This window comes from Rhizobiaceae bacterium (genome assembly GCA_023953835.1).
GTDB lineage: Bacteria > Pseudomonadota > Alphaproteobacteria > Rhizobiales > Rhizobiaceae > Mesorhizobium_G.
Genome location: JAMLJB010000001.1, coordinates 2,016,914 through 2,042,205, shown reverse-complemented (window position 1 = coordinate 2,042,205; position 25,292 = coordinate 2,016,914). Strand labels below are relative to the sequence as shown.

22 protein-coding genes, 1 pseudogene and 1 riboswitch are annotated in these 25,292 nt (G+C 63.3%); of the genes and pseudogenes, 17 read left to right on the top strand and 6 right to left on the bottom strand.

The annotated features are described in order from the left end of the window. The first annotated feature begins 48 nt into the window (after nucleotides 1–48). Nucleotides 49–1,854 (top strand): ABC transporter transmembrane domain-containing protein, encoded by a 1,806-nt coding sequence (locus M9924_09520; protein ID MCO5064646.1) that lies wholly within the window; start codon nucleotides 49–51, stop codon nucleotides 1,852–1,854. 3 nt (nucleotides 1,855–1,857) lie between these two features. Here the strand turns inward: M9924_09520 and M9924_09515 are convergent, their stop codons facing one another. Then, the gene (locus M9924_09515) at nucleotides 1,858–3,660 is read right to left on the bottom strand and encodes an ABC-F family ATP-binding cassette domain-containing protein (protein MCO5064645.1); all 1,803 of its coding nucleotides are present in this window, start codon (nucleotides 3,658–3,660) and stop codon (nucleotides 1,858–1,860) included. Then, nucleotides 3,660–4,304 (bottom strand): thiamine diphosphokinase, encoded by a 645-nt coding sequence (locus M9924_09510; GenBank protein ID MCO5064644.1) that lies wholly within the window; start codon nucleotides 4,302–4,304, stop codon nucleotides 3,660–3,662. Before M9924_09510 ends, M9924_09515 begins: the two co-directional genes overlap by 1 nt. Before the next feature lie 89 nt (nucleotides 4,305–4,393). Further along, nucleotides 4,394–4,496, top strand: a riboswitch (TPP riboswitch). Between the two features lie 38 nt (nucleotides 4,497–4,534). Here M9924_09510 and thiB point away from each other — a divergent pair. From thiB to M9924_09470, 8 genes and pseudogenes are all read left to right on the top strand, one after another. After that, on the top strand, nucleotides 4,535–5,530 hold the full coding sequence (gene thiB, locus M9924_09505) for a thiamine ABC transporter substrate binding subunit (GenBank protein ID MCO5064643.1): 996 nt from the start codon (nucleotides 4,535–4,537) through the stop codon (nucleotides 5,528–5,530). A 13-nt stretch (nucleotides 5,531–5,543) separates the two neighbouring features. Next, a complete protein-coding gene (thiP, locus tag M9924_09500; GenBank protein ID MCO5064642.1) occupies nucleotides 5,544–7,136 on the top strand; it encodes a thiamine/thiamine pyrophosphate ABC transporter permease in 1,593 nt (530 codons plus the stop codon). Continuing rightward, entirely contained in the window at nucleotides 7,133–7,876 is a 744-nt protein-coding gene (gene thiQ, locus M9924_09495; protein ID MCO5064641.1) for a thiamine ABC transporter ATP-binding protein, read from the top strand. The genes thiP and thiQ overlap by 4 nt, the downstream gene beginning before the upstream one ends. Before the next feature lie 162 nt (nucleotides 7,877–8,038). After that, the gene (locus M9924_09490; GenBank protein ID MCO5064640.1) at nucleotides 8,039–9,466 is read left to right on the top strand and encodes a M48 family metalloprotease; all 1,428 of its coding nucleotides are present in this window, start codon (nucleotides 8,039–8,041) and stop codon (nucleotides 9,464–9,466) included. A 690-nt stretch (nucleotides 9,467–10,156) separates the two neighbouring features. Next, nucleotides 10,157–13,195 (top strand): helicase, encoded by a 3,039-nt coding sequence (locus tag M9924_09485; protein ID MCO5064639.1) that lies wholly within the window; start codon nucleotides 10,157–10,159, stop codon nucleotides 13,193–13,195. Between the two features lie 9 nt (nucleotides 13,196–13,204). Continuing rightward, a pseudogene (locus tag M9924_09480) lies at nucleotides 13,205–13,471 on the top strand (RNA-binding S4 domain-containing protein). A 157-nt stretch (nucleotides 13,472–13,628) separates the two neighbouring features. Continuing rightward, the gene (locus tag M9924_09475) at nucleotides 13,629–13,964 is read left to right on the top strand and encodes a ferredoxin family protein (GenBank protein MCO5064638.1); all 336 of its coding nucleotides are present in this window, start codon (nucleotides 13,629–13,631) and stop codon (nucleotides 13,962–13,964) included. A gap of 327 nt (nucleotides 13,965–14,291) precedes the next feature. Further along, nucleotides 14,292–14,873 (top strand): CarD family transcriptional regulator, encoded by a 582-nt coding sequence (locus tag M9924_09470; GenBank protein MCO5064637.1) that lies wholly within the window; start codon nucleotides 14,292–14,294, stop codon nucleotides 14,871–14,873. A 75-nt stretch (nucleotides 14,874–14,948) separates the two neighbouring features. Here the strand turns inward: M9924_09470 and phbB are convergent, their stop codons facing one another. Both phbB and M9924_09460 read right to left on the bottom strand, forming a co-directional pair. After that, nucleotides 14,949–15,674 carry an acetoacetyl-CoA reductase gene (gene phbB / locus M9924_09465; GenBank protein MCO5064636.1) on the bottom strand — a complete coding sequence of 242 codons (726 nt, stop codon included), beginning with the start codon at nucleotides 15,672–15,674 and terminating at the stop codon, nucleotides 14,949–14,951. A gap of 47 nt (nucleotides 15,675–15,721) precedes the next feature. Next, nucleotides 15,722–16,906, bottom strand: a complete 1,185-nt coding sequence (locus M9924_09460; GenBank protein MCO5064635.1) for an acetyl-CoA C-acetyltransferase — start codon at nucleotides 16,904–16,906, stop codon at nucleotides 15,722–15,724. Nucleotides 16,907–17,184: 278 nt separating this feature from the next. On the opposite strand from M9924_09460, the gene phaR reads away from it, so the two are divergent. The 6 genes from phaR to M9924_09430 all read left to right on the top strand — a co-directional run bounded on the left by phaR (nucleotide 17,185) and on the right by M9924_09430 (nucleotide 21,350). Then, nucleotides 17,185–17,793, top strand: a complete 609-nt coding sequence (gene phaR / locus M9924_09455; protein MCO5064634.1) for a polyhydroxyalkanoate synthesis repressor PhaR — start codon at nucleotides 17,185–17,187, stop codon at nucleotides 17,791–17,793. A 64-nt stretch (nucleotides 17,794–17,857) separates the two neighbouring features. Continuing rightward, nucleotides 17,858–18,424: a TetR/AcrR family transcriptional regulator gene (locus M9924_09450; GenBank protein ID MCO5064633.1), complete on the top strand. Its 567-nt coding sequence runs from the start codon at nucleotides 17,858–17,860 to the stop codon at nucleotides 18,422–18,424. 97 nt (nucleotides 18,425–18,521) lie between these two features. After that, complete coding sequence (locus M9924_09445) at nucleotides 18,522–18,764, top strand: AbrB/MazE/SpoVT family DNA-binding domain-containing protein (GenBank protein ID MCO5064632.1); 243 nt, start codon at nucleotides 18,522–18,524, stop codon at nucleotides 18,762–18,764. Nucleotides 18,765–18,828: 64 nt separating this feature from the next. Then, complete coding sequence (locus M9924_09440) at nucleotides 18,829–19,095, top strand: type II toxin-antitoxin system PemK/MazF family toxin (protein ID MCO5064631.1); 267 nt, start codon at nucleotides 18,829–18,831, stop codon at nucleotides 19,093–19,095. A gap of 96 nt (nucleotides 19,096–19,191) precedes the next feature. Then, entirely contained in the window at nucleotides 19,192–20,442 is a 1,251-nt protein-coding gene (gene ispG / locus M9924_09435) for a flavodoxin-dependent (E)-4-hydroxy-3-methylbut-2-enyl-diphosphate synthase (protein ID MCO5064630.1), read from the top strand. Nucleotides 20,443–20,456: 14 nt separating this feature from the next. Then, nucleotides 20,457–21,350 (top strand): lytic transglycosylase domain-containing protein, encoded by an 894-nt coding sequence (locus M9924_09430; protein ID MCO5064629.1) that lies wholly within the window; start codon nucleotides 20,457–20,459, stop codon nucleotides 21,348–21,350. 4 nt (nucleotides 21,351–21,354) lie between these two features. Here M9924_09430 and M9924_09425 read toward each other — a convergent pair whose 3' ends face one another. Next, entirely contained in the window at nucleotides 21,355–22,272 is a 918-nt protein-coding gene (locus M9924_09425) for a polyprenyl synthetase family protein (protein MCO5064628.1), read from the bottom strand. 145 nt (nucleotides 22,273–22,417) lie between these two features. On the opposite strand from M9924_09425, the gene mtgA reads away from it, so the two are divergent. Together mtgA and rpmF are read left to right on the top strand one after the other, a co-directional pair. Next, complete coding sequence (gene mtgA, locus M9924_09420) at nucleotides 22,418–23,125, top strand: monofunctional biosynthetic peptidoglycan transglycosylase (GenBank protein MCO5064627.1); 708 nt, start codon at nucleotides 22,418–22,420, stop codon at nucleotides 23,123–23,125. A gap of 143 nt (nucleotides 23,126–23,268) precedes the next feature. After that, nucleotides 23,269–23,451 carry a 50S ribosomal protein L32 gene (gene rpmF, locus M9924_09415; GenBank protein MCO5064626.1) on the top strand — a complete coding sequence of 61 codons (183 nt, stop codon included), beginning with the start codon at nucleotides 23,269–23,271 and terminating at the stop codon, nucleotides 23,449–23,451. A gap of 135 nt (nucleotides 23,452–23,586) precedes the next feature. On the opposite strand, the gene M9924_09410 is transcribed toward rpmF, so the two are convergent. Continuing rightward, nucleotides 23,587–25,227, bottom strand: a complete 1,641-nt coding sequence (locus tag M9924_09410; GenBank protein ID MCO5064625.1) for an MFS transporter — start codon at nucleotides 25,225–25,227, stop codon at nucleotides 23,587–23,589. Between the last annotated feature and the right edge of the window lie 65 nt (nucleotides 25,228–25,292).

Here is a 25,292-nt window from a genome sequence, read left to right as displayed (position 1 = left end):
ACAAGGCCGTGAAAGAGCCATTTGGCCGGCCTTCGGGGATGAAACGTCATGGCGCGCGATACGTCCAGCGAAACGCAGGCAAGGCGGCGTTCACTCAGGCCGCTGGCAAGGCTGGTTCCCTTTGTGATGCGCTACAAGGGCCATGTCGCGGCGGCGCTCTTTTTCCTGACGCTGGCCGGCGTCACCACGCTGACGCTGCCCCTGGCGGTCCGGCGCATGATCGACCACGGATTTTCCTCCTCCGACGGCACCTTCATCGCCAATTATTTCTCCATGCTGGTGGTGATCGCGGCTGTGCTCGCGCTCGCTTCCGCCTGCCGCTATTATTTCGTGGTCACGCTCGGCGAGCGCGTCGTGGCCGACATAAGAAGCGCGGTCTTTGCGCATATCACCACGCTGTCGCCCGCCTTCTTCGACCGCTCGCAGTCCGGCGAGATCATTTCGCGGCTGGCCGCCGACGCCACGCAGATCAAGTCCGCCGTGGGGGCAACGGCCTCCGTCGCGCTGCGCAACCTCATCCTCGGGCTGGGCGCAGTGGCAATGATGGTGGTCACCAGCCCCAAGCTTTCCGGCCTCGTGCTTGCCGCCATACCCGTGGTCGTGCTGCCTCTGGTGGCGTTCGGGCGATCCGTGCGCGCCAAGTCGCGGCTGGCGCAGGACACGCTGGCCGACGCCACCGCCTATGCGAGCGAACAGATCGGGGCGATCCGCACGCTGCAATCCTTCACCAACGAGCCGCTTGTCACAGGCCGCTTCCGCAAGGCGGTCGAAACGGCGTTCGCCGCCGCCCGCAGCTCGGTTCTGGCGCGCGCGTTGCTCACCTTCGTGGCGATCTTCACAGTTTTCGCCTCCGTGGTCGCGGTGCTCTGGTTCGGCTCACACGATGTGCTGTCGGGAACGCTGTCTCCCGGCACGCTCGGGCAGTTCCTTCTCTATTCGGTGTTCGCCGCGGGCGCGCTGGGCGCTCTCTCCGAGGTGTGGGGCGAGTTGAGCCAGGCGGCAGGCGCGGCGGAACGCCTTGCCGAGCTTCTGGATGAAACGCCGACCATTGCCGCGCCCGCCAGTCCCGTGCCGCTTCCCCGGCCTGCCAAAGGCGAGGTGTCTTTCCACGACGTCGATTTCGCCTATCCGATGCGCCCGCACCGGTCTGCGGTCCACGACCTCACCTTCGAGGTGAAGCCCGGCGAGACCGTGGCCATTGTCGGGCCGTCGGGCGCGGGCAAAACGACCGTGTTTGCATTGCTCCAGCGCTTCTATGATCCCGACAGGGGCACAATACTGGTCGACGGGGTGGACATTCGCGGCACCGATCCGAGGGAACTGCGCAAGGCAATCGCCACCGTTCCGCAGGATGTGACGGTGTTCGCCGCAAGCATCCGCGATAACATCGCCTTCGGCCGCCCCGACGCCGGGGAAAGCGAGATCATCGCCGCCGCAAGGGCCGCGCGGGTCGACGAGTTCACCGAGAAGCTGCCGCAGGGCTATGATACGGTCGTGGGCGAGCGCGGCGTGACGCTGTCGGGCGGCCAGCGGCAGCGGCTTGCCATTGCGCGCGCCATATTGCGCGACGCACCCATCCTGCTGTTGGACGAAGCAACATCGGCGCTGGATGCGGAGAGCGAGCAGTTCGTCCAGCGCGCGCTGGAAGATTTGATGGGTGGCCGCACCACGCTGGCCATCGCGCACCGGCTCGCCACCGTGCTCAAGGCGGATCGCATCATCGTCATGGACGATGGCCGCATCGTCGAGCAGGGAACCCATGCCGCGCTGGTCAAGAAGAACGGCATCTACGCCCGGCTTGCCCGCCTGCAATTCGATACCGGCGGCGAGGCTTTCGGTCGCGCGGCGGAATAGGGCTTACCCTTCCAGTTCCTCGCGCAGCATTTCGAGTTCAAGCCATTCTTCTTCCATCGCGGCGAGCGAGGCCCTTTCCTTGTCGAGCATGGCGATGGCCTGCGCGAATCCCTTCGGATCGCGCTCGTAGAAGGCCGGGTCGGCAAGCCGGTCCTCAAGCGAGGATATCGCCGTGGACACGGCCTCCATCCGTGCGGGCAAATTGTCCAGCGCGAATTTCTGCTTGAAGGACAGCTTGCGCGCGGCCTGCTTCTGCGGCTCCGCACGCGTTTCGGTTGATGCAGACTGCTTCTTTGCGGGGCGGTCATCGAGCCGCCTGCCGCCACGCTGAGCCAGCATGTCGGAATATCCGCCCGCATACTCCACCCACCGGCCGTTGCCTTCCGGCGCAATCACGCTGGTGACGGTGCGGTCGAGGAAATCGCGGTCATGGCTGACGAGCAGCACGGTGCCGGGAAATCCCGCCACGAGTTCCTGCAGTAGGTCGAGCGTCTCCATGTCGAGATCGTTGGTCGGCTCGTCCAGCACCAGCAGGTTTGCCGGTCTGGCCAGCATGCGCGCCAGTAAGAGCCGCGCCCTTTCCCCGCCCGAAAGCTCGCGCACCGGCGTGCGCGCCTGTTCGGGCCGGAACAGGAAGTCCTTCATGTAGGAAACGACGTGACGGACTTCGCCATTGACGATGAGGTTTTCGCCGCGCCCGTCGGTGAGGAAATGCGCAAGCGTCTCCTCGGGATCGACCGCATCGCGCTTCTGATCGAGCGTCGCGATTTCGAGGTTGACGCCAAGCCGCACCGAGCCGGAATCCGGCGCCAGTGCGCCGGTCAGCATCTTGAGAAGCGTCGTCTTGCCCGCGCCGTTCGGACCCACGAAGCCGACCCGGTCGCCTCGCTGGATGCGTGTCGAAAAGCGGTCCACGATGAGGTTTTCGCCGAAGCGTTTGCCGATTTCCTTCGCTTCGACGACAAGCTTACCGGATTCGGCGGCGTCGCTGGCGGCAAGCACGGCGGACCCTTCCGCGCCCCGGTGCGACCGGAAGCGCTGGCGCATCGTCTGCAATTCGCCGAGGCGGCGCATGTTGCGCTTGCGGCGCGCCGTCACGCCAAAGCGCAGCCAGTGCTCTTCGCGCACGATCTGGCGGCCAAGCTTGTGCTGTTCGCGCTCTTCCTCTTCCAAAATCTGGTCGCGCCATTCCTCGAAATGCGCAAAACCTCGGTCCATGCGTCTGGTCTGTCCGCGATCCAGCCACACCGTCGCTTTGGAGACCCGCTCCAGGAACCGCCTGTCATGTGAGATGACGATCACCGCCGACGGGCTTCGCGTCAATTCTTCCTCAAGCCACTCGATGGTCGACAGGTCGAGATGATTGGTCGGCTCGTCGAGCAGCAATATATCCGGCTGCGGGGCCATCACGCGCGCAAGTGCAGCGCGCCTCGCCTCGCCGCCGGACAGGTTCGCGGGGCTTTCGTCTCCCGTCAGCCCGAGATGATCGAGCAGATAGGTGGCGCGGTGCGGATCGTCCGCCGGACCGAGACCGGCTTCCACATAGTCCCGCACCGTCACGAAACCGTCCATGTCGGGCAGTTGCGGCAGATAGCGGATCGTCGCAGTCGGCTGGCGAAACACCATGCCGTCCTGAGGCTCGACCATCCCCGCGGCAATCTTGAGCAGGGTCGATTTGCCGGAACCGTTGCGCCCGACAAGGGCCACCCTGTCACCGGCTTCGACCGACAACGAGGCTCCGTCGAGCAGCGGCGTTCCGCCGAAGGTCAGCCTGATTCCATCGAGGTTGAGGAGCGGCGGCGCCATCAGAAATCCTCGCCGGGAAAGGGATGCGCCAGAAGCAATGCACGACCGGACGCAAGGCTGACGGTCAGCGCGCCGCGCACTTCATTGGAAATTGTCCGCGACGAGCCGAACGAAACGCGGGCCGCATGAAGCGGCCAATGCGCGCCTTCGACCGTCAGGCCTTCAAGATCGGTGAAGGCCATGACGCTGAAGACCGTCCCGTCATCATAGTCGAACCGCCTCGCCTGCGGCCCGAGCGGCGTCGCCTCCTGTGCGCCGCTGGTCAGCAGGACCGGAGTTCCCTGCTCCAGCATCCGAACGGCCAGCGCTGAATGGAAAAAGCTGTGATCGAAGCGCGGGCCGCCAAAGGCTCCCGCAAGGACAAGGTCCGTGGCGCCGCGCTCGATTGCCTTGGCAACCGCCAGTTCGCCGTCCGTCTGGTCCTTTTCCTTGGGGAAGGAACGCCTCTCCACGCCCGCCAGCGCCCTTTCCAGAACCGGCGGCACGGAATCGAAATCGCCGACCCAAAGCTCCGGTACGACCTCGAGCGCCGACGCATGGCGGATGCCGGAATCGGCGGCAATAACGCGCGACCCGGCGATCTGGGCAAGCAGGCGTGGGGTCAAAACAAGATCGCCCCCGAGAAGGATAGTGAAACGGCTCATCGGCGCGCGTCTATCAGGCGACGCGCTTCGAGGCCAGTGGGACTTCGCAATCAGGGTTGCTTACGCGGGGGAACCGGCCTATGTGTTTTCGCGCTCTAACGGGGTGCCGCATGAACGCGGCTGAGAGGCACAGGCCAACCCGCTGAACCTGATCCGGTTTGTACCGGCGGAGGGATTAGATGCTTCGGTCAAACGACGCACATTCACTCCGAAACAGAAGGAAAGAATGAATGCGCCGATTGACAACCTCTGTTTCGCTTGCCTGCCTTCTCGGTATCGTTCCGGCCCACGCGGCAGACAAGCTGACTGTCTACACATATGAAAGCTTCACCGCCGAATGGGGTCCCGGCCCACAGGTCGAAAAGGCGTTCGAGGCCGAATGCAAATGCGATCTGGAGTTCGTATCCGTCGCCGATGGCGTGGCGCTTCTCAACCGCGTCAAGCTGGAAGGCGCGGCAACAAAGGCCGATGTCGTGCTGGGCCTCGACACCAACCTGACCGCCGAGGCAAAGGCCACCGGCCTGTTCGCCCCGCATGGCGAGATCGGCGAACTCACCGTTCCCGGCGGCTGGGACGACGAGGTGTTCGTGCCCTATGACTATGGCTATTTCTCCGTCGTCTACAACAAGGACAAGGTGCCAAACCCGCCGAAGAGCCTCAAGGAACTGGTCGAGGGCAACCCGGAGGAAAAGATCGTTCTCCAGGACCCCCGCACCTCCACGCCGGGCCTCGGTTTCGTGCTCTGGATGCGTGCGGTCTATGGCGATAAGGCAGGCGAGGCGTGGGACAGGCTCAAGCACCGTGTGCTGACCGTCACCCCCGGCTGGAGCGAGTCCTACGGCCTGTTCACCAAGGGCGAGGCGCCGATGGTGCTCTCCTACACCACCTCCCCGGCCTATCATCTCATCGCGGAGAAGGTGGACACCTATAGAGCGACCGCCTTCGAGGAAGGCAATTATATGCAGATCGAAGTCGCGGGCATCACCACGACGGGTGCGCAGAACCCGCTCGCCGCGCAGTTCATCGCCTTCATGACCAGCCCGGCCTTTCAGGACATCATTCCCGAAACAAACTGGATGTTCCCCGCCGCCAAGACGTCCACGCCGTTGAACCCCGCATTCGACACGCTGCCGCAGCCCGTCAAACCCCTTGTGTTCGCGCCCGAGATCGTTGAGCGCAACCGCAAGGCATGGGTCGATGAATGGCTGGCGATCATGAGCGAATAGGCTGATCGGGGACATGGGATCGCTCAGGGCAATCGGTCCGGGCCTGCTGGCGCTCGGCGCAATCGCGCTGCTGATCGGCGGCGCGTTTGCAGGGCTGCTCGCCGAGGGCCTGTCCAATCCCGACGGCGCGCTCGCCGCCTTCGATCCCTATCTCCTGCGCGTCGCCCGCTTCACCTTGTGGCAGGCCGCGCTCTCCACCCTGTTGTCGGTCGCTCCTGCGATCCTCGTGGCGCGCGCCCTGTCGCGCCACCCCTCCTTTCCCGGGCGCGGCCTGATCCTGAAGCTGTTCGCGGTGCCGCTTGCGCTGCCCGCAATCGTCGCCGCGCTCGGCGTGCTTGCGCTCTACGGGCGCGCGGGCCTGTTCAGTTCGCTGTGGGGACCGGGCTGGCCGGGCATATACGGCCTGTCGGGAATTCTCGTCGCGCATGTGTTTTTCAACCTGCCGCTGGCGACACGCCTGTTGCTCGAAGCGCTCGACACGATCCCTCCCGATCAGTTGCGGCTTGCCGCGCAGCTCGGCATGGGCGCCCGCCCCGCTTTCACCCTCATCGAGTGGCCGACGATCCGCCGCGCCCTGCCCTCCGTCGCGGGCCTTGTCTTCATGCTGTGCATCACCTCCTTTACCATCGTGCTGACGCTTGGCGGCGGCCCGCGCGCGACGACGCTCGAAGTGGCGATCTATCAGGCGCTGCGCTTCGACTTCGACCCCGCCCGCGCCGTCGCCGTGACCCTGCTGCAGATTCTATTGACGGCCATCGTGCTTGCCGCGTTGGCGCGCCTCGGCGCAAATGTGGCGGGCGACGCAAATCTCTCGGTTTCGCGCCGTTCGCCGCTACGCCCGGAGCGGTTTGAGACAGCCTTCAACGCCGCGGTGCTGTTTGTTGCGGCGCTGTTCGTGCTGTCGCCCATGGCGGCGACCGTGATCGCCGGACTGCGCGCCGACCTCGCCCGGCTTGCCTCGGAGCAGGCGGTGCAGACCGCCGCGCTGACGAGCCTTGTCCTGGCAAGCCTTTCGGCGATCCTGTGCCTCGCTCTTTCGTTGTCGCTGGTCGCCACGCGCCAGAAGATTGCGGCTGAGCGACGCAAAACCCGGCCGGGACTTCTGGAAAGATTGCTCGACACCGGCGCGGGCTTTGTCCTCGTCGTGCCACCCATCGTCATCGGCTCGGGTTGGTTCCTGCTGCTGCGCACCCGTATCGATGTTTTTGGGGCCGCGCCCGTTATGGTCGTCGCAGTCAACGCCGTCATGGCGATGCCCTTCGCCATCCGCGCCATCCGCCCCGCCTATGACGCCGCCGCCACCCGCCACGACCGGATCGCCGCGCAGCTTGGCATCACGGGATGGAACCGCCTGCGCCTCATCGACTGGCCCGTGCTGCGCCGCCCGCTGCTCACCGGTCTTGCCTTTGCAATGGCCCTGTCGCTGGGCGATCTTGGCGTCATCGCCCTGTTCGGATCTGACGCCGTGCAAACCCTTCCCTATCTTCTGCTCGGCCGCATGGGCAGCTACCGCACCGAGGACGCGGCAGGCGTCGCGCTCCTCCTCGGCCTGCTCTGCCTTGCGCTGATGCTGATTGCCGACCGGCTTGGGAGAGAGGCCCGATGAGCGCCGCATCGATCCGGCTAGAACAGGTCGCGTTCGGCTATGACGAGACGCGCGTCAGCTTCGACCTCTCGGTGGAAGCCGGTTCGGTGACAGCGGTGATGGGTCCGAGCGGAGCGGGCAAGACGACGCTCCTCAATCTGATTGCCGGGTTCGAAGTGCCCGAGTCAGGCCGGGTGCTGATCGGCGGCAGCGACGTCACCGGCCTTGGCCCCGCCGAGCGGCCCGTTTCGATGGTGTTTCAGGAAAACAACCTGTTTGCGCACCTCAGCGTCGAGAAGAATGTCGGGCTGGGACGCTCGCCCTCGCTCCGGCTCGACGACCGGGACCGCGCAGCTATCGGCGAGGCGCTGGCGCGCACCGGGCTGGCGGGCAAGGAGAAGCGCCTGCCCTCAGAACTGTCGGGCGGAGAGCGTCAACGCGTGGCGCTGGCGCGCGCGCTGGTGCGAGACCGTCCGGTGCTGCTGCTGGACGAACCTTTCGCCTCGCTCGGCCCCGCGTTGCGTGAAGACATGATCGACCTCTTGGCCGACATTCACGCCGAGCGCGGGATGACCGTGCTCTTCGTCACCCACCAGCCTGAAGACGCCCGCCGCATCGCGCAGGATGTGCTCTTTCTCGAGGAAGGCAGGCTTGCCGCTGCTGGTCCGGCAAAACTTTTCTTCGAAGGCAATGCACCCGCACCGTTCAAACGCTATATAGGATTAGACGAATCGGCGCGGTTTGCCCGGAAGCGGACATAATTTGTCGCCACAGCGTCAGCGGCAGAAGGCATCCGCGTGCAGGGTGCGCGAGACCAGTTGGAAGGGACCATCGTGACGGGTTCGACCCGAACGACCGGGAAGAGGCTGAAAGGCTTCGGCGCGGTGCGCCGAGGCGTGGTGCTGCTCGCGCTTTCGACACTGCTGGCCGCCTGCCAGAATCTCGACGTCTATCCTTCCCGCGTGGACGAACAGGCATTCCAGCCGTCGAACAATCCCGTCACCGTCGATACGGTCCAGAAGAACAACAAGCTCGCAGCGCTCGCCCGCGCCCAGCATCCGCGCATCCTCGCGACCTATGGCGGCGAATATGCCGATCCCAAGCTGGAGCGCATGGTCGCCAAGGTCGTCGGCAACCTCACCACGGTCGCCGGCAATCCGGGGCAAGCATACCGTATCACCATTCTCAACTCGCCCAATGTGAACGCCTTTGCGCTGCCGGGCGGCTATCTGTACGTCACGCGCGGCCTGCTGGCGCTGGCGAACGATTCCGCCGAACTGGCGGCAGTTCTGGCGCATGAAATGGGCCACGTCACCGCCAATCACGGCATTGCCCGCCAGCAGGCCGAGGCGGAGGCCGAGCTGGCCACCAAGGCGGCTGCCGAGATTTTCGGCACGAGCCCGGTCGCGGAAGTCACCGCGCTGCGCGGCAAGCTGAAGCTCGCCCAGTTTTCGCGCAACCAGGAGCTTGAAGCGGACGCGATTGGCATCAAATCGAGCGGTCAGGCCGGATTTGACCCTTATGCCGCCGGGCGCTTCCTGAAGACCATGGCGGATTACAGCAATCTGCGCAGCGTGTCCGGCGCGACCGACGCCAGCCTCGACTTTCTCGCCAGCCATCCCAATACCCCTCAGCGCATCGAGCTTGCGCAACGCCACGCCCGGAACTTCGGCCCGCCCGGCTCGGGCATCGTCGATCGCGACGCCTATCTGGCGGGCATCGATGGCCTGCTGTTCGGCGACACGCCCGAAGAGGGCTATGTGCGCGGCCACACATTCCTGCATCCCGGCCTCGGCATCTCCTTCTCGGTGCCCCAGGGCTTCATCATCGACAACAGTTCCGCCGCGGTCACCGCGAACGGCCCCGGCAACATGGCAATCCGTTTCGACGGCGTGACCCTGCAACCTAGTGTCTCGCTGCCGGATTATCTTCGCAGCGGCTGGGTCACGGGCCTCGATCCGGCGAGCATCCGCCCGGTCAGGATCAACGGCAATGACGCGGCGATCGCCCGTGCGCGCGCAGACAACTGGCAGTTCGACATCGCCGTCATTCGCGCCGGGGGGCAGGTGTACCGGCTGCTCACGGCGGCGCCCGCCGCCGCGACGAACCTCGATTCGGTCGCGCGGACGGTCAGCGACAGCTTCCGCATCCTGAGCGCGGGAGAAAAGGCGGCGCTCCGGCCATTGAGGATCCGCATCGTCACCGCAAAGCCGGGCGATACGGTTGCCTCCCTCTCGGCGCGGATGGTCGGCGTGGACCGCCGTGAAGAACTCTTCCGCGTGCTGAACGAAATCCCCACCGGCAACACTGTGCCCGCCGGTTACAAGGTCAAGATCGTCACTGATCGCTAGGCCGCGCTTTCATCCGCCTGCCGGCACCTTCTTCCCGCGACAGTCTCCGGCGCTGACGCCCCCTCGCCCCATTTTACCGGGAGAGGGTAAGGGTGAGGGGCAGCGCCAAACTTGCCGCGCTCACGCTGGCACTTACCCCGGCAAAATTAACCTCTTGCGCCCGCAAACCCGCCCCCGCCTGTGGATAAGCTGTGCACATTGGTAGGAAAATCAATGTATGGCACAACATGTTGTGGAGAACAAAACGGGAAAAACAGCCGATCACCGATTCGTCGCCGATTCGTTCCACCTTGGTTCGAAGTGTTAACGCAAACGGGCCGAGGAGCTTCAGAAACAGTTAATATGAATTAACAATGTGCTTATTTTTCAGACATTTGAGGAGAGGACTATACCCGCTCAAAAACCGCTTGCGTCAAAAGTTAACGCCGCAGCCCCATGCATCAGCTTTCGCAGAAACGCGATTCAGCATCTGGTGGGAGTTCACCTCCGGGGAACCACATCTAGCGGTGAACAAAGACAGAATTCAGCTGAGTCAGCGATTCGTCGCCGATTCGTTCCAGACTCGTTCCAGATGTTAATTGCGGCATGCAATCGGTCGAAGAATAAGCTTCCTTGAACGCCGATGAATGCCTATGTGTGGAAAAACATCAGGATGGCGCAGCGCCGCAGGAGTCCGGCAAACCTCTCCCAATGAACGTTCAGCCAAGAAACAACCAGCCGCTCATCCTTTCCGGGCGTGACGTGACAGCCGTGCTCGGGCCGACCAACACGGGCAAGACGCATCTGGCCATCGAACGCATGGTGGCGCATGAGAGCGGCGTGATCGGCCTGCCGCTGCGCCTTCTTGCGCGCGAGGTCTACCAGCGCGTTTGCGAAAAGGTCGGCGCAAACAAGGTCGCGCTCGTTACGGGCGAGGAAAAGATTCAGCCGGTCGGTGCGAAATATTCTGTGTGCACGGTCGAAGCCATGCCGCGCGAATCGGACGCGGCCTTCGTCGCCATCGACGAGGTGCAACTGGCGGGCGACCTCGAGCGCGGCCACATTTTCACTGACCGCATCCTGCACCTGCGCGGACGCCAGGAGACGCTGCTGCTTGGCGCACCGACCATGCGCATCATTCTGGAACGATTGCTGAAGGGCGTATCCGTGTTGACGCGCCCCCGCCTGTCGCACCTTGCCTATGCGGGATCGAAGAAGCTGACGCGCCTGCCCCGGCGGTCCGCGGTCGTCGCCTTTTCCGCCGACGAAGTCTACGGCATTGCCGAACTGATCCGCCGCCAACAGGGCGGCGCGGCGGTGGTGCTGGGCGCTCTCAGCCCGCGCACGCGCAATGCGCAGGTAGCGCTCTACCAGTCGGGCGATGTCGACTACCTCATTGCGACAGACGCCATCGGCATGGGCCTCAATCTCGACGTGGACCACGTCGCCTTTGCCCAGAACCGCAAATTCGACGGCTACCAGTACCGCCAGCTCACCCCCTCCGAACTGGGGCAGATCGCGGGTCGGGCGGGCCGCCACATGCGTGACGGAACCTTTGGCGTCACCGGACGAGTGGACCCTTTCGACGAGGAACTGGTCCAGAAGCTGGAATCGCATGATTTCGAGCCGGTGAAGGTGCTCCAGTGGCGCACCGCGCAATTCAATTTCGCGAGCCTCGATGAACTCAAGCGTTCCATCGAAACCAACGCGCCGATCGAGGGCCTGACGCGCGCGCCGCCCGCGGTCGATGCCCAGGCGCTGGAGCATCTGTCGAAGGACGGCGCGATCAGGGCGCTGGCGACCTCGCGCGAACGGGTCGCGCTTTTATGGGAAGTTTGCGCGCTGCCCGACTACCGCAAGATCGCGCCCGCCCAACACGCCGACATCATTGCGAGCATCTATCTCGACCTCGCGCGGCGCGGCCATGTGGACGAGGACTACATGGCCGAACAGGTCAGGCGCGCGGACACGACCGAAGGCGACATCGACACGCTGTCGCACCGCATCGCCCAGATCAGGACATGGACATTCGTGTCCAATCGTCCGGGCTGGCTCGCCGATCCCCTCCATTGGCAAGAAAGAACGCGTGAAATAGAGGATCGTCTCTCCGATGCATTGCATGAGCGGTTGACGAAACGCTTCGTAGACCGCAGGACTTCCGTCCTCATGCGCCGCCTGAGAGAGAACACGATGCTTGAAGCTGAAATCAACGCTGCGGGAACCGTCACGGTGGAAGGCCACCATGTCGGCGAATTGCAGGGCTTTCGTTTCACCGCCGACCAGAGCGCGGGCGGCGAGGACGGCAAGGCCGTGCGCACTGCCGCGCAGAAAGCGCTCGCCGCCGAGTTCGAGGCGAGGGCCGAACGCTTCGCGGCCGGGCCGAACGGCGATATTGCGCTGGCCTCCGACGGCACGGTGCGCTGGATCGGCGCGCCGATCGCCACGCTGACCGACGGCGAAGATGTCCTGAAGCCGCGCTTCGTGCTGCTGGCCGACGAGCAACTGACCGGCCCTGCCCGCGACAAGGTCGCGGCGCGCGTCGAGCGCTTCATCAATTTCCAGATCGAATCGCTGCTGAAGCCTCTGGTCGACCTGCGCAGCGCAGAGCAGGTTTCAGGCATTGCACGGGGCATCGCCTTCCGGCTGGTCGAAAACCTCGGAATGCTCAACCGGCGCGACATCGCGGACGATATGAAGGCGCTGGACCAGGAAGGCCGCGCCGCGCTGCGGCGACTGGGCGTGCGCTTCGGGGCGTACCATATTTTCGTGCCTTCGCTTCTCAAGCCCGCACCGGCGGGCCTCGTGACCCTGCTCTGGGCACTCAAGAACGACGGCAAGGGCAGGAACGGCTTTGGCGACGTGGTGAACGCGCTTGCGACCGGGCGCACCTCGCTCGCCGTCGATCCCGAATTTGACACCGCCTTCTACAAGCTCGCCGGCTATCGCGTGCTGGGCAAGCGCGCGGTTCGCGTCGACATTCTCGAACGTCTGGCGGACCTGATCCGGCCCGCGCTGGCGTGGAGAGCAGGTGCGGGGGCACGCCCCGACGGCGCGTTCGACGGCCACGCCTTCATGGTGACGCCCGCCATGATGTCCATTCTCGGGGCGACCGCCGACGACATGGACCAGATATTGAAGGGACTCGGCTATCGCGGCGATGCCCGGCCCGCCGATGATATCAGGGCAAAGCTGGACTCGCTTGACGCTGCCGCAGCGGCAGCCGCCGCTCAGCCCGCCCCCGAAGCCGGCGTTGAGCCGACCTCCGAAGCCGAACCGACCCCCGAACCGCAAGTCGTCGTCGAGGCGGAGACCGCCACACCGGAAGCGCCGGCTGTGGAAGTACTCCCCACAGACACGCCCGCCGCGGACGTGCCTATCGCGGAAATGCCCGTCGCGGAAGCAGCGGCCACGGATCAGGCCGCCGAGCCGCCGAAGCCGGTCATGCTGTGGCGCCCGCAACGCTTCGACCACCGCCCGCGCGACGGTGGCGCGCAGCGCCATGAGGGCCAGAACCGCCACAAACGGCACGGCCAGCCGCATCGCAATACAGACACGGATCAAGGCGGCGAGAACAGGAAGCCGCGCTTCAAGGGCAAGCCGCCTCGGCCCGATCACGCCGGCAAGCGCCCGGAGGGCGGCAAGGGAGAGCAACCGTTCCAGCAGAAGCCGCGCGAGGAGCGTCCCGTCCGCGTCGATCCGGACTCGCCTTTCGCCAAGCTCGCCGCATTGCGCGAGCAGCTCCGCAAATAGGCGACACAGGTGATCGCAAGCGGAAGGCAGCGCATCGACAAATGGCTGTTCTTTTCACGCGCGCTAAAGTCGCGTTCACTGGCTGCGAAGCTGGTCGAAGCCGGAAGGGTGCGCATCAACCGCGAAAAGGCGACGCAGTCCTCCGACGGCGTCAAGCAGGGCGACGTGCTGACGATAACCCTCGACCGGCGCATTCTGGTCTATCGCGTGCTTTTTCTTGGCGAGCGGCGAGGCCCCGCCACCGAGGCGAAACTGCTCTACGAAGACCTTTCTCCTGATAGCGCCACAGGCCCGGAAAAGGACACCACACAAGAGTAGCAACCAGAGCAAAATCGTTCCGCAACAGCGACATTTTGGAGTGTTTGCTGCCCTTGCATGCACAGTGCAAAGGGTCTACGTCACCGGCACGAGCAGAACCGGACTGTCCGAAAGCATGACCTATATCGTCACCGACAACTGCATCAAGTGCAAGTACACCGATTGCGTGGAGGTCTGTCCGGTCGATTGCTTCTATGAAGGCGAGAACATGCTCGTCATCCATCCGGACGAGTGCATCGATTGCGGCGTGTGCGAGCCGGAATGCCCTGCCGACGCGATCAAGCCCGACACCGAGGCCGGACTTGACGACTGGCTGGCGCTCAACACCGAATATGCGGCAAAATGGCCCAACATCACGCAGAAGAAACCGGAACTGCCCGAAGCCAAGGAATTTGACGGCGTTCCGGACAAGTTGAAGTATTTTTCTTCGGAACCGGGCACCGGCGATTAACCTGCTTTAACTTCTGCTCACAAAATAAGCACTTGACGCCGCTTTGTTCGCGTATGCAGCAAAAACCTTGATTCTTGGCAGGTTTTATGTTACCTGTCTAAGAAATGCCGTCGGCATATCGTCACTCTTGGCGCTCAGGTCCACTCGCTGAAAGGTCGTTTCCAATATTTGCACGCCAGGGGACTGGTGATGTTGAACTGGATGCTGTGGCCTGTATTTGGCCAGCGCCGGTGGAAGCAATCTTTTTCGTCTGCTGGGGAAAGTGTGGCGGCGGTGCCGATTGGCCCTTGTTTTCGCAGATAGTACCCAAAAGGAGTCAATAAGCGAATGGCAACGACCACCCAGCAGAAGAAGCCCTCGCCTGCCCGCCACGGCTTCAAGACCGGCGAGTTCATTGTCTATCCGGCGCATGGCGTCGGGCAGATCGTGTCCATCGACGAGCAGGAAGTTGCGGGGCACAAGCTGGAACTGTTCGTGATCGACTTCCAGAAAGATAAGATGCGGCTCAAGGTTCCGGTCGCAAAGGCGCAGTCCATCGGCATGCGCAAACTGTCCGAAACCGATTATGTCGACCGTGCGCTCAAGGTTGTGCAGGGCCGCGCCCGCATCAAGCGCACCATGTGGTCGCGCCGCGCGCAGGAATATGATGCAAAGATCAATTCCGGCGACCTTATCTCGATCTCGGAAGTCGTGCGCGACCTGTTCCGTGCCGAAACCCAGCCCGAGCAGTCTTATTCCGAGCGCCAGCTCTATGAAGCCGCGCTCGACCGCATGGCTCGTGAGATCGCCGCCGTGAACAAGATGTCGGACACCGAAGCCGTCCGCCTTATCGAGGCCAACCTCGCCAAGGGCCCGAAGCGCGGCGCCAAGGCCGATAATGAGGAAGCCGAGCAGGAAGAAGCCGCCTGACTGGCCTCTCCTCCTAAAGGACAATAAAAACCCGGCCATTGAGCCGGGTTTTTCTTTGCGTTTCTCCGACCGCCGTCAGGTGAAATACTGGCCGCCATTGGCGGAGACCGTCGAGCCGGTGATGAAGCCCGCATCGTCGGAGGCGAGGAACACAACGCAGCGCGCAATCTCCTCGGGCTCACCCAGCCTGCCGACCGGAATCTGCGGAATGATGCGCTCGTTCAGCACCTTCTCGTCGATGGCCTTGACCATTTCGGTCGCGATATAGCCCGGCGCGATCACGTTGACGGTTATGCCTGCCCGCGCGCCTTCCTGCGCCAGCGCCCGGGTGAAGCCGATGTCGCCGGCCTTTGCCGCCGAGTAGTTGGCCTGCCCTGCCTGGCCCTTCTGGCCATTGATGGAGGAAATGGTGATCACCCGCCCGAACTTGCGGTCGCGCATGCCGTTCCAGACCGGATGCGTCATGTTGAAAACGCCGGAAAGATTGGTGTCTATGACCTCTTTCCACTGCTGCGGGGTCATCCTGTGGAACATGGCGTCACGGGTGATGCCCGCATTGTTGACAAGAATGTCGACCGGCCCGATCTCGGCTTCGACCTGCTTCACGCCCGCCACGCAGGCGTCATAGTCGGCTACCGACCATTTATAGGTCTTGATGCCCGTTTCGGCGGTGAATTTCTTCGCCGCTTCGTCATTGCCGGCATAGTTGGCGGCAACATTGTAGCCTGCCGCCTTAAGCGCAATTGAAATCGCCGCGCCTATGCCGCGCGAGCCGCCGGTCACGATTGCTGTTCTTGCCATTTGGCCCTGCTCCTCCCTGTTATTCGTTGTGGCCCGTCAAGCCCTGTTCATTTCATGGATTCGACGCACATCGCAACACCCATGCCGCCTCCGATGCAGAGCGTTGCGAGACCCTTCTTCGCGCCACGGCGACCCATCTCATAGACCAGCGTATTGAAGATGCGCGCGCCGGAGGCACCGACGGGGTGGCCAATGGCAATCGCCCCGCCATTGACGTTCACGATGTCGGTGTTCCAGCCCATGTCCTTGTTGACGGCGCAGGCCTGTGCCGCGAAGGCTTCGTTCGCCTCGATGAGGTCGAGGTCATCCACCTTCCAGCCTGCCTTTTCCAGCGCCTTGCGCGAAGCCGGGATCGGTCCTGTGCCCATGATCTGCGGATCGACGCCGGCTGTCGCCCATGACACGATGCGCACGAGCGGCGTGATCCCGCGCCGCGCAGCTTCCGCCTCGCTCATCAGCACCACGGCGGCCGCGCCATCGTTGATGCCGGACGCATTGCCTGCAGTCACCGAGCCTTCCTTGTCAAAGGCCGGGCGCAGCTTCGCCATGGCGTCAAGCGTCGCCCCATGCCGGATATACTCGTCCGCATCGACAACGATGTCCTCCTTGCGACCCTTGACGGTCACCGGCACGATCTCGTCCTTGAATTTGCCGGCCTTCTGCGCGGCCTCGGCCTTGTTCTGCGAAGCAACAGCGAACGTGTCCTGGTCCTCACGCGTAAGCTGCCACTGACGCGCGACGTTTTCGGCAGTGTTTCCCATATGGTAGCCATAGAAGGCGTCTGTCAGGCCATCCTTGATCATCGTGTCGATCATCTTGAAGTCGCCCATTTTGACGCCGTTGCGCAGGTGCTGGCAGTGCGGCGCCATCGACATGGATTCCTGGCCGCCGGCCACGATGATCTTCGCATCGCCGGACGAAATCTGCTGCATGCCGATTGCGATGGTGCGCAGGCCCGATCCGCAAAGCTGGTTCAGCCCCCAGGCCGTCGCCTCGTTGGGTATTCCGGACTTGATCGCGGCCTGCCGGGCCGGATTCTGGCCCTGCCCCGCCGTCAGGATCTGACCGAGAATGACCTCATCGACTTCCTTCGGATCGACCCCGGCGCGGGAAAGCGCGCCTTTGATCGCGACGGTGCCAAGCTCATGCGCGGGGGTGTTGGCGAAAGCCCCGTTGAAGGAACCGACAGGCGTGCGCGCGGCACTCGCAACGACAATTGAAGATGCGGACATTTTATCCTCCGGGTTGTGTGCTTGGCGGCAATGTAGGATCGCCGGCAGCGTGAGATACGGCAATTGTTGTGGATTTCTTCACCCTTTCTGCGCGGCAAGTCAAATTCCAAATGAGCTTGCCGCCTTGCTCTCTGCCGCCCCTCGTCCGCGCTGCGTAAGTCGCCGATTTCTTTCGCAGGTTTCGCACTGCACAAAATGCTTGGATTCGTAGCGACTTTACGCATATCCTGCCGGCTAAGAGCCAAAATCGTCGACCAACCGGCTCGGGAGGCAGGGTAATGGCAGCAAAAGACGAACCGGTAGTGATAAAAAAATACGCCAACCGCCGTCTGTACAATACCGGAACCAGCACATACGTCACGCTCGAAGACCTTGCGGAAATGGTCAAGCGGGACGAGGAATTCGTCGTGCACGACGCCAAGACCGGCGAGGACATCACCCACCCCGTGCTCACCCAGATCATCTTTGAACTGGAGAACAAGGATGGGCAGAACATGCTGCCCGTCCCTTTCCTGCGCCAGCTCATCGCCTTCTACGGCGACCAGATGCAGATGGTGGTGCCGAGCTTCCTCGAACAATCGATGATCGCGTTCGCCAAGGAGCAGGAACGCTTCCGGGAGCAGATGAAGGCGAGCTTCGGCAAGTCCCCTCTCGGCATGATGGAAAACCTTCCGACCTCGATGAAAGCGCTGGAGGAGCAGACGCGGCGCAATGTGGAGCTTTTCCAGAACGCCATGCGCATGTTCACACCCTTCCCCGCCGGGACGGGTGCGGCACCCGCAGCCGAGGAGCCGGAGAAGAAGGCCGCGCCGGACAAATCCGACGACCTGAAGGAACTCAAGGAACAGATCGCCGCGATGCAGCGCAAGATCGATTCCCTTTCCTGAACGCGCTTTTGCGCTTTGACGCCAATTGTCATATGATCCGCGCTGCTTCATATGGGGCAGGTATATGCGCGTAAGTCGTGCCAAGGCTGCGGAAAATCGCGCGCGCGTTGTCGAGACCGCAGGCAGGCTTTTCCGCGAAAAGGGTTTCAACGGCATCGGTGTGGCGGACTTGATGAAGGCCGCCGGCATGACGCATGGCGGCTTCTACGGTCATTTTCGCTCCAAGGACGACCTTGCCGCCGAGGCCGTTGCGAAGGCGCTGGAAACCAGCCAGGAGCGCTGGCGGCGACGCATCGCCAAAAATCCCGGCAATCCCGCCGGCGCGATCATCGAACGCTATCTGTCTGAAAAGCATCGCGAAGACCTTGCGCAAGGCTGCCCGATCGCAGCGCTGGCATCCGATACGGCGCGGCAGGTGGACGATGTGCGCCAGGCCTATGAGGACGGCGTGAAGGGGCTGCTCGAAATTCTGGCCGACGCCATGCCCGGCGAGAACGCGCGGGATCGCCGCGCCGACGCGCTGGCGGCGTTTTCCACGCTTGTCGGGGCCTTGCTGCTGTCTCGCGCCGTCCTCAGCGACGACTTCGCGAGGGAAGTACTGGAGGCGGCGCACGAGGCGCTAAGCCCGTGACGCGGTGAATGAAGCCATTTGCATTGCTTTTGAAATTGGAACCCACTATGTGTCTCCGTTGTAGATACAATGCGGGAACGACCGCAGGAGCATTCCGATGATTGCCACCGTTGCAAAATGGGGAAACAGCCTCGCGCTACGCATCCCGAACACATACGCGCGCGAAATCTCCGTCCGCGAAGGCGTTTCGGTCGATATCTCGGTGGCGGATGGCGCACTTCTGGTGCGGCCTGTTGAAGACCCGCATGTCTATGAGCTAGATGCGCTTCTGTGCCAAATCACGGAAGACAATCGTCATGGCGAGATCGCCACTGGTCAGTCGGTCGGCAACGAGTTTTAGTCCATACTGTCCCAGGCAGTATGACATAATCCATATCCAGTTTAATCCGCAGGTGGGCCGCGAGATGGCGGACAAGCACTACGCGCTGGTGCTGTCGCCGGAGAGGTACAATTCGATCGCGCGCCTGTGCATTCTTTGTCCAATTACATCCAAGGCAAAGGGCTATCCTTTCGAGGTTGAAATTCCCGTTGGCGGCAAGATCACCGGGGTCGTCCTGTCAGATCAGATCAAGAGCCTCGATTGGTCCCAGAGAAACTCGGAATTTGTCGAAAGCCGTCCAGAACTTGCCGGTCCCGTATTGGGCAGGGTCAAGGCGATCCTGACCATCTAGGGGTCAACTGGAACAGCAGTGATCGCGCTGATCCATTGACATCCGCCGCACGATCCGCCACCTGATCGGCAAATTCCGAAACGGAGCAGGCCGGCTATGTCCGGATATTTCTCATCACCATTTCCGCGCCGCAGGTCGGTCGCCGTCGATGTCGGCGGCATCCTTGTCGGCGGCGACGCGCCTGTCGTCGTGCAGTCCATGACCAATACGGACACCGCCGATGTGGACCAGACGGTGGCGCAGGTCGCCGCACTGCATCGGGCAGGCTCCGAACTCGTCCGCATCACGGTCGACCGTGACGAAAGCGCGGCAGCCGTACCGGCCATCCGCGAACGCCTCGACCGGCTCAACATCAACGTGCCGCTGATCGGTGATTTCCATTACATCGGCCACAAGCTTCTGGCCGATCACCCGGCCTGCGCCGAAGCGCTCGCGAAATACCGTATCAATCCCGGCAATGTCGGCTTCAAGGACAAGAGGGACCGGCAGTTCGCCGAGATCGTCGAAATGGCGATCCGCTACGACAAGCCCGTCCGCATCGGCGTCAACTGGGGCTCGCTCGACCAGGAATTGCTGACGCGATTGATGGACGAGAACAATGCGAACGGTTCGCCTCTGACCGCGCAACAGGTGACGCGCGAGGCAATCGTGCAGTCGGCGCTGTTGTCAGCCGAAGCAGCCGAGCAAATCGGGCTTGGGCGCGACAAGATCATTCTCTCGGCTAAGGTCAGCCAGGTCCAGGATCTCATCTCGGTCTATGCGGAGCTTGCCAGCCGCTCCGACCATGCACTGCATCTCGGGTTGACCGAGGCGGGGATGGGCTCGAAGGGCATCGTCGCGTCGTCGGCGGCAATGGGCATCCTGCTGCAGCAGGGCATCGGCGACACGATCCGCATTTCTCTGACGCCGGAGCCGAACGGCGACCGCACGCGCGAAGTGCAGGTTGCGCAGGAACTGCTCCAGACCATGGGCTTTCGCCAGTTCATCCCGATCGTCGCAGCCTGCCCCGGCTGCGGGCGCACCACCTCGACGGTCTTCCAGGAACTGGCGCAGACCATACAGGAGGACATCCGCCGCAACATGCCCGTCTGGCGGGAGCGCTATCCGGGCGTCGAGGAACTGAAAGTCGCGGTGATGGGCTGCATTGTCAACGGGCCGGGCGAATCCAAGCATGCCGACATCGGCATCTCGCTTCCGGGCACGGGTGAGACACCGACCGCCCCGGTCTATATTGACGGACAGAAGGCCGCCACCTTGCGCGGCCCCGACATCGCCCGCGATTTCGAACGCATGGTTGCAGACTATATCGAGCGGCGCTTTGGCCGCGGACGCCAGGCTGCGGAATAAAAGCATTTCGCAAAATGGACTCGATGCAAATGCCGGTCACTTCCTGGAACAGGCGCATTGCATGCTGCCTCGCGGCGGCGCTGGCCTTTGCCTGCCTCCGAACACCCGCGCTCGGCGCCGAAACGGATGACCGCGTCGGCGGGCCGGAGCCGGTTCACCGCATCTGCAAGCTGATCCAGCACCACGCCGAGTTGAACGACATCCCCCGCGAATTTTTTGCGCGGCTGATATGGAAGGAAAGCCGCTTCGATGCCAATGCGGTCAGTCCTGCCGGGGCGGAGGGCATTGCGCAGTTCATGCCCGGAACGGCGAGACTTCGCGGATTGCAGAACCCATTCGACGCGCCAACGGCGATTGCGGCCTCAGCAAAATATCTTGGCGAGATGAAGCGCAGCTACGGCAATCTCGGATTGGCCGCCGCTGCCTATAATGCAGGCGAAAATCGCGTCGCGCGATGGCTTTCGGTCGGCGGTTTCCTGCCGGTCGAAACGGAAAACTACGTCCTCGACATCATGGGCGAGCCTGCCGACAATTTCGCGGATTCCGCGCACACGGGCACCAACCGCCCGCTGGAAGAAAAGCGCAGCTTCGCGGAAGCCTGTCGTCGCCTTCCGGTCATCCAGACCGCGACCATCCCGATGGCGAGCGTGCATACGAAGCCATGGGGCGTGCAGCTTGCCGGAAACTTCCGCCGCTCCGCCGCCTTGCAGCAATGGGAGCGCATCAGGGGCCGCTACCCAAGCCTTCTTAACGACTATGAGCCTGTGGTCAGCCGCAAGCGCATGGCTTTCGGGCCGCGCGCCTTCTACATCGTCAGGATCGGCATTGATAACCGCACCACCGCCTATAAGGTCTGCGCCCAGTTGCGCAGCGTCGGCGGCTCCTGCGCGGTGCTGCGCAACCGCTGAAAAATCAGTGGCTTCTTTCGGCCACGAACCGCGCCGCCGCACGCAACAGGCTGCCGCTTTCTCCATAGGGCGCAAGCAACTCCTCGGCCTGGCTGACAAGGCCGCGCAACTGGGTGCGCGCCCAATCCTCGCCGTGCAGCGACGCAAGGGTCGCCTTGCCCGCCTGCCGATCCTTGCCGGTCGCCTTGCCCATGGTCTTGACGTCAGAGGTCAGGTCCAGCAGGTCGTCGGCAAGCTGGAAGGCAAGGCCGATGGCCGCGCCGAATTCCGCCATGCGCTCGCGGTCGGCGGTTCCGGCGTTTCCGGCAATGGCCCCGGCTTCGCAGGCGAAGCGGATCAGCGCGCCGGTTTTCATGGCCTGCAACCGTATGATCCCGGCTTCGTCAGGAACATCCCGCTCCGCCGCCAGGTCGAGCGCTTGCCCGCCCGCCATGCCGCCCAGTCCGGCAGCCCGCGACAGCGACAGCACCAGCGACAGCCGCACGTCGGCCGAAAGTTCGGTCGCCGGGTCGGCCAGCACGTCAAAGCCAAGCGTCAGCAGCGAGTCCCCCGCGAGGATCGCCGTTGCTTCATCGAACGCCCGATGCACCGTCGGCTGACCACGCCGTAAATCGTCATCGTCCATTGCCGGCAGGTCGTCATGAACCAGCGAGTAGCAATGGACGCACTCCAGCGCCGCAGCAACGCGAAGCGCGGCATCCTGCCGGACGCCGAACAGGGCCGAACTCTCCAGCACGAGGAACGGGCGCAGCCGCTTGCCGCCGTTCAACACACCGTGACGCATCGCGGCGAGAAGGCCGTCCGGCCTCGCGATTTCTCCCGTTTGCGGAGCCGAAGCGAGGATAGCGTCAAGCTCGGCTTCTACCGCGCGGGCGCGTCGGGCCAGCGCCTTTTCAAAATCATCATGAGCGGTCTGCAACATGGCGCAACCGATGACGGCAAAGTCGCCGACGGTCAAGCGCCCGAAAGGCTCATCCGTTGCACAATGGCTTGCCTGCCGCTATGCGATTGGAATGGAGACAGGGATTGCCGGAACTGGTGCGGAGCCCGATCCGGCAAAGCCGGACATGGCAGCAATTCGCAAGCTTCTCGGCACGAGCCGAAAGAGGATATGGCTGCGCCGCCTGGCAAAGGCGGCGATTGCCATTGCGCTTGTGCCGGTCGTGCTGACCATTCTCTATATACCCTTCTTCGTGCATCCCGTTTCCACGTTGATGATCGCGGACCTCCTGATGTTGCGCGGCTACGACCGCCAGTGGGTGGCGCTGGAGGATGTCGCCCCGGTCATGCGCAGATCAGTCATCATGTCGGAGGATGGCCAGTTCTGCTCCCATATGGGCGTCGACCTTGGCGAACTCAAAGGCGAGGTCGAGGACCTTTTCGCTGGCCGCCCGACGCGGGGCGCATCCACCATTCCCATGCAGACTGTCAAGAATTTATACTTGTGGAACGGCAGGTCTTTCGTGCGCAAGGCAGTTGAACTGCCGCTTGCCGTCTATTTCGACCTAGTTACGCCGAAGCATCGCATCCTTGAAATTTATCTCAACATCGCCGAATGGGGCCCGAATATCTATGGCATCGAAGCGGCTGCCCAACATTATTTCGGTGTTTCAGCTAAAAATCTTTCGGCACAGCAGGCAGCACTTCTGACCGCCGCCCTGCCCAATCCAATCGCCCGCAATCCGGCAAAGCCGCAGGCCGGCATGCGCGGCGTTGCCCGCGTCATCCAGCGCCGCGCCAGCCGGGCGGGCGGTTATGTGGGCTGCGTGGAATAGCAATCGCGCAAAAATATTCGGGCCAAGTGCTGGTCAAAGGCTCGCAAGCCGTGTATAGGCACGCGCGATTTCCCGGATTTCAGCCTCAAGCTCGGCTCTATGCAAGGGCTGGTGGGGCTTTGACGAATTGAGTGGAGCATAAAATGGCAGTTCCTAAAAAGAAAACCTCGCCGGCCAAGCGCGGAATGCGCCGCTCGGCGGACGCCCTCAAGGCTCCGGCCTATGTCGAGGACAAGAACTCGGGCGAGATGCGCCGCCCGCACCACATCGACCTGAAGAGCGGCATGTATCGCGGTCGCCAGGTTCTGGAACCGAAGGGCAACTGAGCGCGCAACCGCTCTTATTTGCTGCGAATTGGCCGGCAAATGCCGGCCATTTTTGTCTGAAACGCCGAAAACGCGCCCGCAAAAATCGCGTTTTGCGCGCAAACGCCGCATTCTTTCGGAAATATTGCGGCGCGTTCAGTGAATATCCAGCGAAGGCTTGACCTGCTGGAGCGCTTCGGTCCAGTCCGTCGGCCGCACGATCATCCGTTGCACACGAGGCGGGTTGGGTCCCGCATGCAGGGCGCGCAGCGTCTCGCCGATGACCGCATCGGCATGGGTGGCGCGCTGGTTGTGGCGGACATATTCGACCCATGTCGGCGCATGGTAGGTCTCGCGCCAGATTTCCGGGTTTTCAAGATCACGCATCAACTCCCACTGGCGGGCGCCGTCGCGCAGCCGGATGCGGCGGCGCTCCGACATGGCCTCCATGAAGGCAGGCAGATCGGTCTCGCGGATGATGTATTCGATCACGATGAAGATGGGGCCGCTTTGCGGACGCAGGTCGAGCGCGACATCGGGCTGCTGCCAGCGGTTCAGCGGATCGAGATTGAGCACCTGCTGGGTGGGCATCGGAAAGCGCAGTCCGGCAAGCACCCCTACCATCATGGTGGCGGCGGCATAGAGCAGGGCGATGGCAACGCCTTGCGATTCTGCGACCACGCCCCATATCCATGAGCCGAGCGCCATGCCGCCGAAGACGGCTGTCTGGTAGAGGGCGAGCGCCCGCCCGACCACCCAGCGCGGGGTGGAAAGCTGGACGGTCACATTGAACAGCGAAAGCGCCAGCACCCAGCACGCCCCACCGACCAGCAGCCCGATGCCAGTCTGCCAGATTGAGGTGCTGTAGGCGCAGACCACGGCGCAAAGGGCGAAGCCCGCGAATGAAATACTGACGACCAGCTCGTTGGAGAGGTGATGGCGGGCGCGGCCTCCGATGAACGCGCCGCAGACGGCACCGACGCCGAAACAGCCAAGCAGCACGCCGTAGGTCAGCGCGCCGCCGCCCAGAAGGTCGCGCGCGACGAGAGGCAAGAGCGCCAGAATCACGATGGCCGTGAAACCGAACAGCAGCGCGCGGAACAGCACGATCTCGATGTGCGGCGACATTCCGACATAGCGCAGCCCCGCCGTCATGGCGCGGCCCATGGTCTCGCGCGGCAGGCTGCTCTTGGCGATATTGGGACGCCAGCGCGCGATGACGATCAGCAGGGCGATATAGCTGAAAGCATTGACAACGAAGGCGGCCGCCGCTCCGAAGGCGGCGACGATGGCGCCGCCGATGGCCGGGCCGACGCTGCGGGTGAGGTTGAAGCCGACGCTGTTAAGCGCGACGGCTGCGGGCAAATGATCGCGCGGAACCATATCCCCGACGGAAGCCTGCCAGGACGGGTTGTTGAGGGCAGTGCCGCAACCGATCAGAAAGGTGAAGGCAAGCAGCAGCCAGGGCGTAATCAGTCCGAACCAGGCGCAGGCTGCAAGAGCGATGGACACGACGAGCATGAAGCCCTGCGCGATCAGGATGACGCGCCTGCGGTCGAAATTGTCGGCAATCGCGCCGGACGCCAGCGAAAACAGCATGATCGGCAAGGTGGTGGACGCCTGAACCAGCGCCACCATGTCGCTTGAGGTGGTGATCGAGGTCATCAGCCATGCCGATCCGACCGACTGGATCAGACCGCCGAAATTGGACAGCAGGCTCGCGAACCAGACCGCCCGGAAGGTCGCATGCGAAAGCGGCGAGAGAGCGGACGGACGTGACTGGACGTGCTCGTTCATGGGTCGGGAATCGCCGTGCCTCGCCTCGGTTCGGGCACATGCTTATGCCCTGCGCCGCCGCGCAA

What these genes read in the sequence shown, in the direction of transcription:
- M9924_09425 (MCO5064628.1), bottom strand. Translation starts at nt 22,272, where the DNA reads ATGTTGCAGACCGCTCATGATGATTTTGAAAAGGCGCTGGCCCGACGC.
- phaR (MCO5064634.1), top strand. Translation starts at nt 17,185, where the DNA reads ATGGCAGCAAAAGACGAACCGGTAGTGATAAAAAAATACGCCAACCGC.
- M9924_09450 (MCO5064633.1), top strand. Translation starts at nt 17,858, where the DNA reads ATGCGCGTAAGTCGTGCCAAGGCTGCGGAAAATCGCGCGCGCGTTGTC.
- M9924_09460 (MCO5064635.1), bottom strand. Translation starts at nt 16,906, where the DNA reads ATGTCCGCATCTTCAATTGTCGTTGCGAGTGCCGCGCGCACGCCTGTC.
- M9924_09475 (MCO5064638.1), top strand. Translation starts at nt 13,629, where the DNA reads ATGACCTATATCGTCACCGACAACTGCATCAAGTGCAAGTACACCGAT.
- M9924_09430 (MCO5064629.1), top strand. Translation starts at nt 20,457, where the DNA reads ATGGACTCGATGCAAATGCCGGTCACTTCCTGGAACAGGCGCATTGCA.
- ispG (MCO5064630.1), top strand. Translation starts at nt 19,192, where the DNA reads ATGTCCGGATATTTCTCATCACCATTTCCGCGCCGCAGGTCGGTCGCC.
- M9924_09510 (MCO5064644.1), bottom strand. Translation starts at nt 4,304, where the DNA reads ATGAGCCGTTTCACTATCCTTCTCGGGGGCGATCTTGTTTTGACCCCA.
- M9924_09485 (MCO5064639.1), top strand. Translation starts at nt 10,157, where the DNA reads ATGAACGTTCAGCCAAGAAACAACCAGCCGCTCATCCTTTCCGGGCGT.
- M9924_09515 (MCO5064645.1), bottom strand. Translation starts at nt 3,660, where the DNA reads ATGGCGCCGCCGCTCCTCAACCTCGATGGAATCAGGCTGACCTTCGGC.
- phbB (MCO5064636.1), bottom strand. Translation starts at nt 15,674, where the DNA reads ATGGCAAGAACAGCAATCGTGACCGGCGGCTCGCGCGGCATAGGCGCG.
- M9924_09445 (MCO5064632.1), top strand. Translation starts at nt 18,522, where the DNA reads ATGATTGCCACCGTTGCAAAATGGGGAAACAGCCTCGCGCTACGCATC.
- thiQ (MCO5064641.1), top strand. Translation starts at nt 7,133, where the DNA reads ATGAGCGCCGCATCGATCCGGCTAGAACAGGTCGCGTTCGGCTATGAC.
- thiB (MCO5064643.1), top strand. Translation starts at nt 4,535, where the DNA reads ATGCGCCGATTGACAACCTCTGTTTCGCTTGCCTGCCTTCTCGGTATC.
- thiP (MCO5064642.1), top strand. Translation starts at nt 5,544, where the DNA reads ATGGGATCGCTCAGGGCAATCGGTCCGGGCCTGCTGGCGCTCGGCGCA.
- M9924_09410 (MCO5064625.1), bottom strand. Translation starts at nt 25,227, where the DNA reads ATGAACGAGCACGTCCAGTCACGTCCGTCCGCTCTCTCGCCGCTTTCG.
- mtgA (MCO5064627.1), top strand. Translation starts at nt 22,418, where the DNA reads ATGGCAGCAATTCGCAAGCTTCTCGGCACGAGCCGAAAGAGGATATGG.
- M9924_09470 (MCO5064637.1), top strand. Translation starts at nt 14,292, where the DNA reads ATGGCAACGACCACCCAGCAGAAGAAGCCCTCGCCTGCCCGCCACGGC.
- M9924_09520 (MCO5064646.1), top strand. Translation starts at nt 49, where the DNA reads ATGGCGCGCGATACGTCCAGCGAAACGCAGGCAAGGCGGCGTTCACTC.
- rpmF (MCO5064626.1), top strand. Translation starts at nt 23,269, where the DNA reads ATGGCAGTTCCTAAAAAGAAAACCTCGCCGGCCAAGCGCGGAATGCGC.
- M9924_09440 (MCO5064631.1), top strand. Translation starts at nt 18,829, where the DNA reads ATGGCGGACAAGCACTACGCGCTGGTGCTGTCGCCGGAGAGGTACAAT.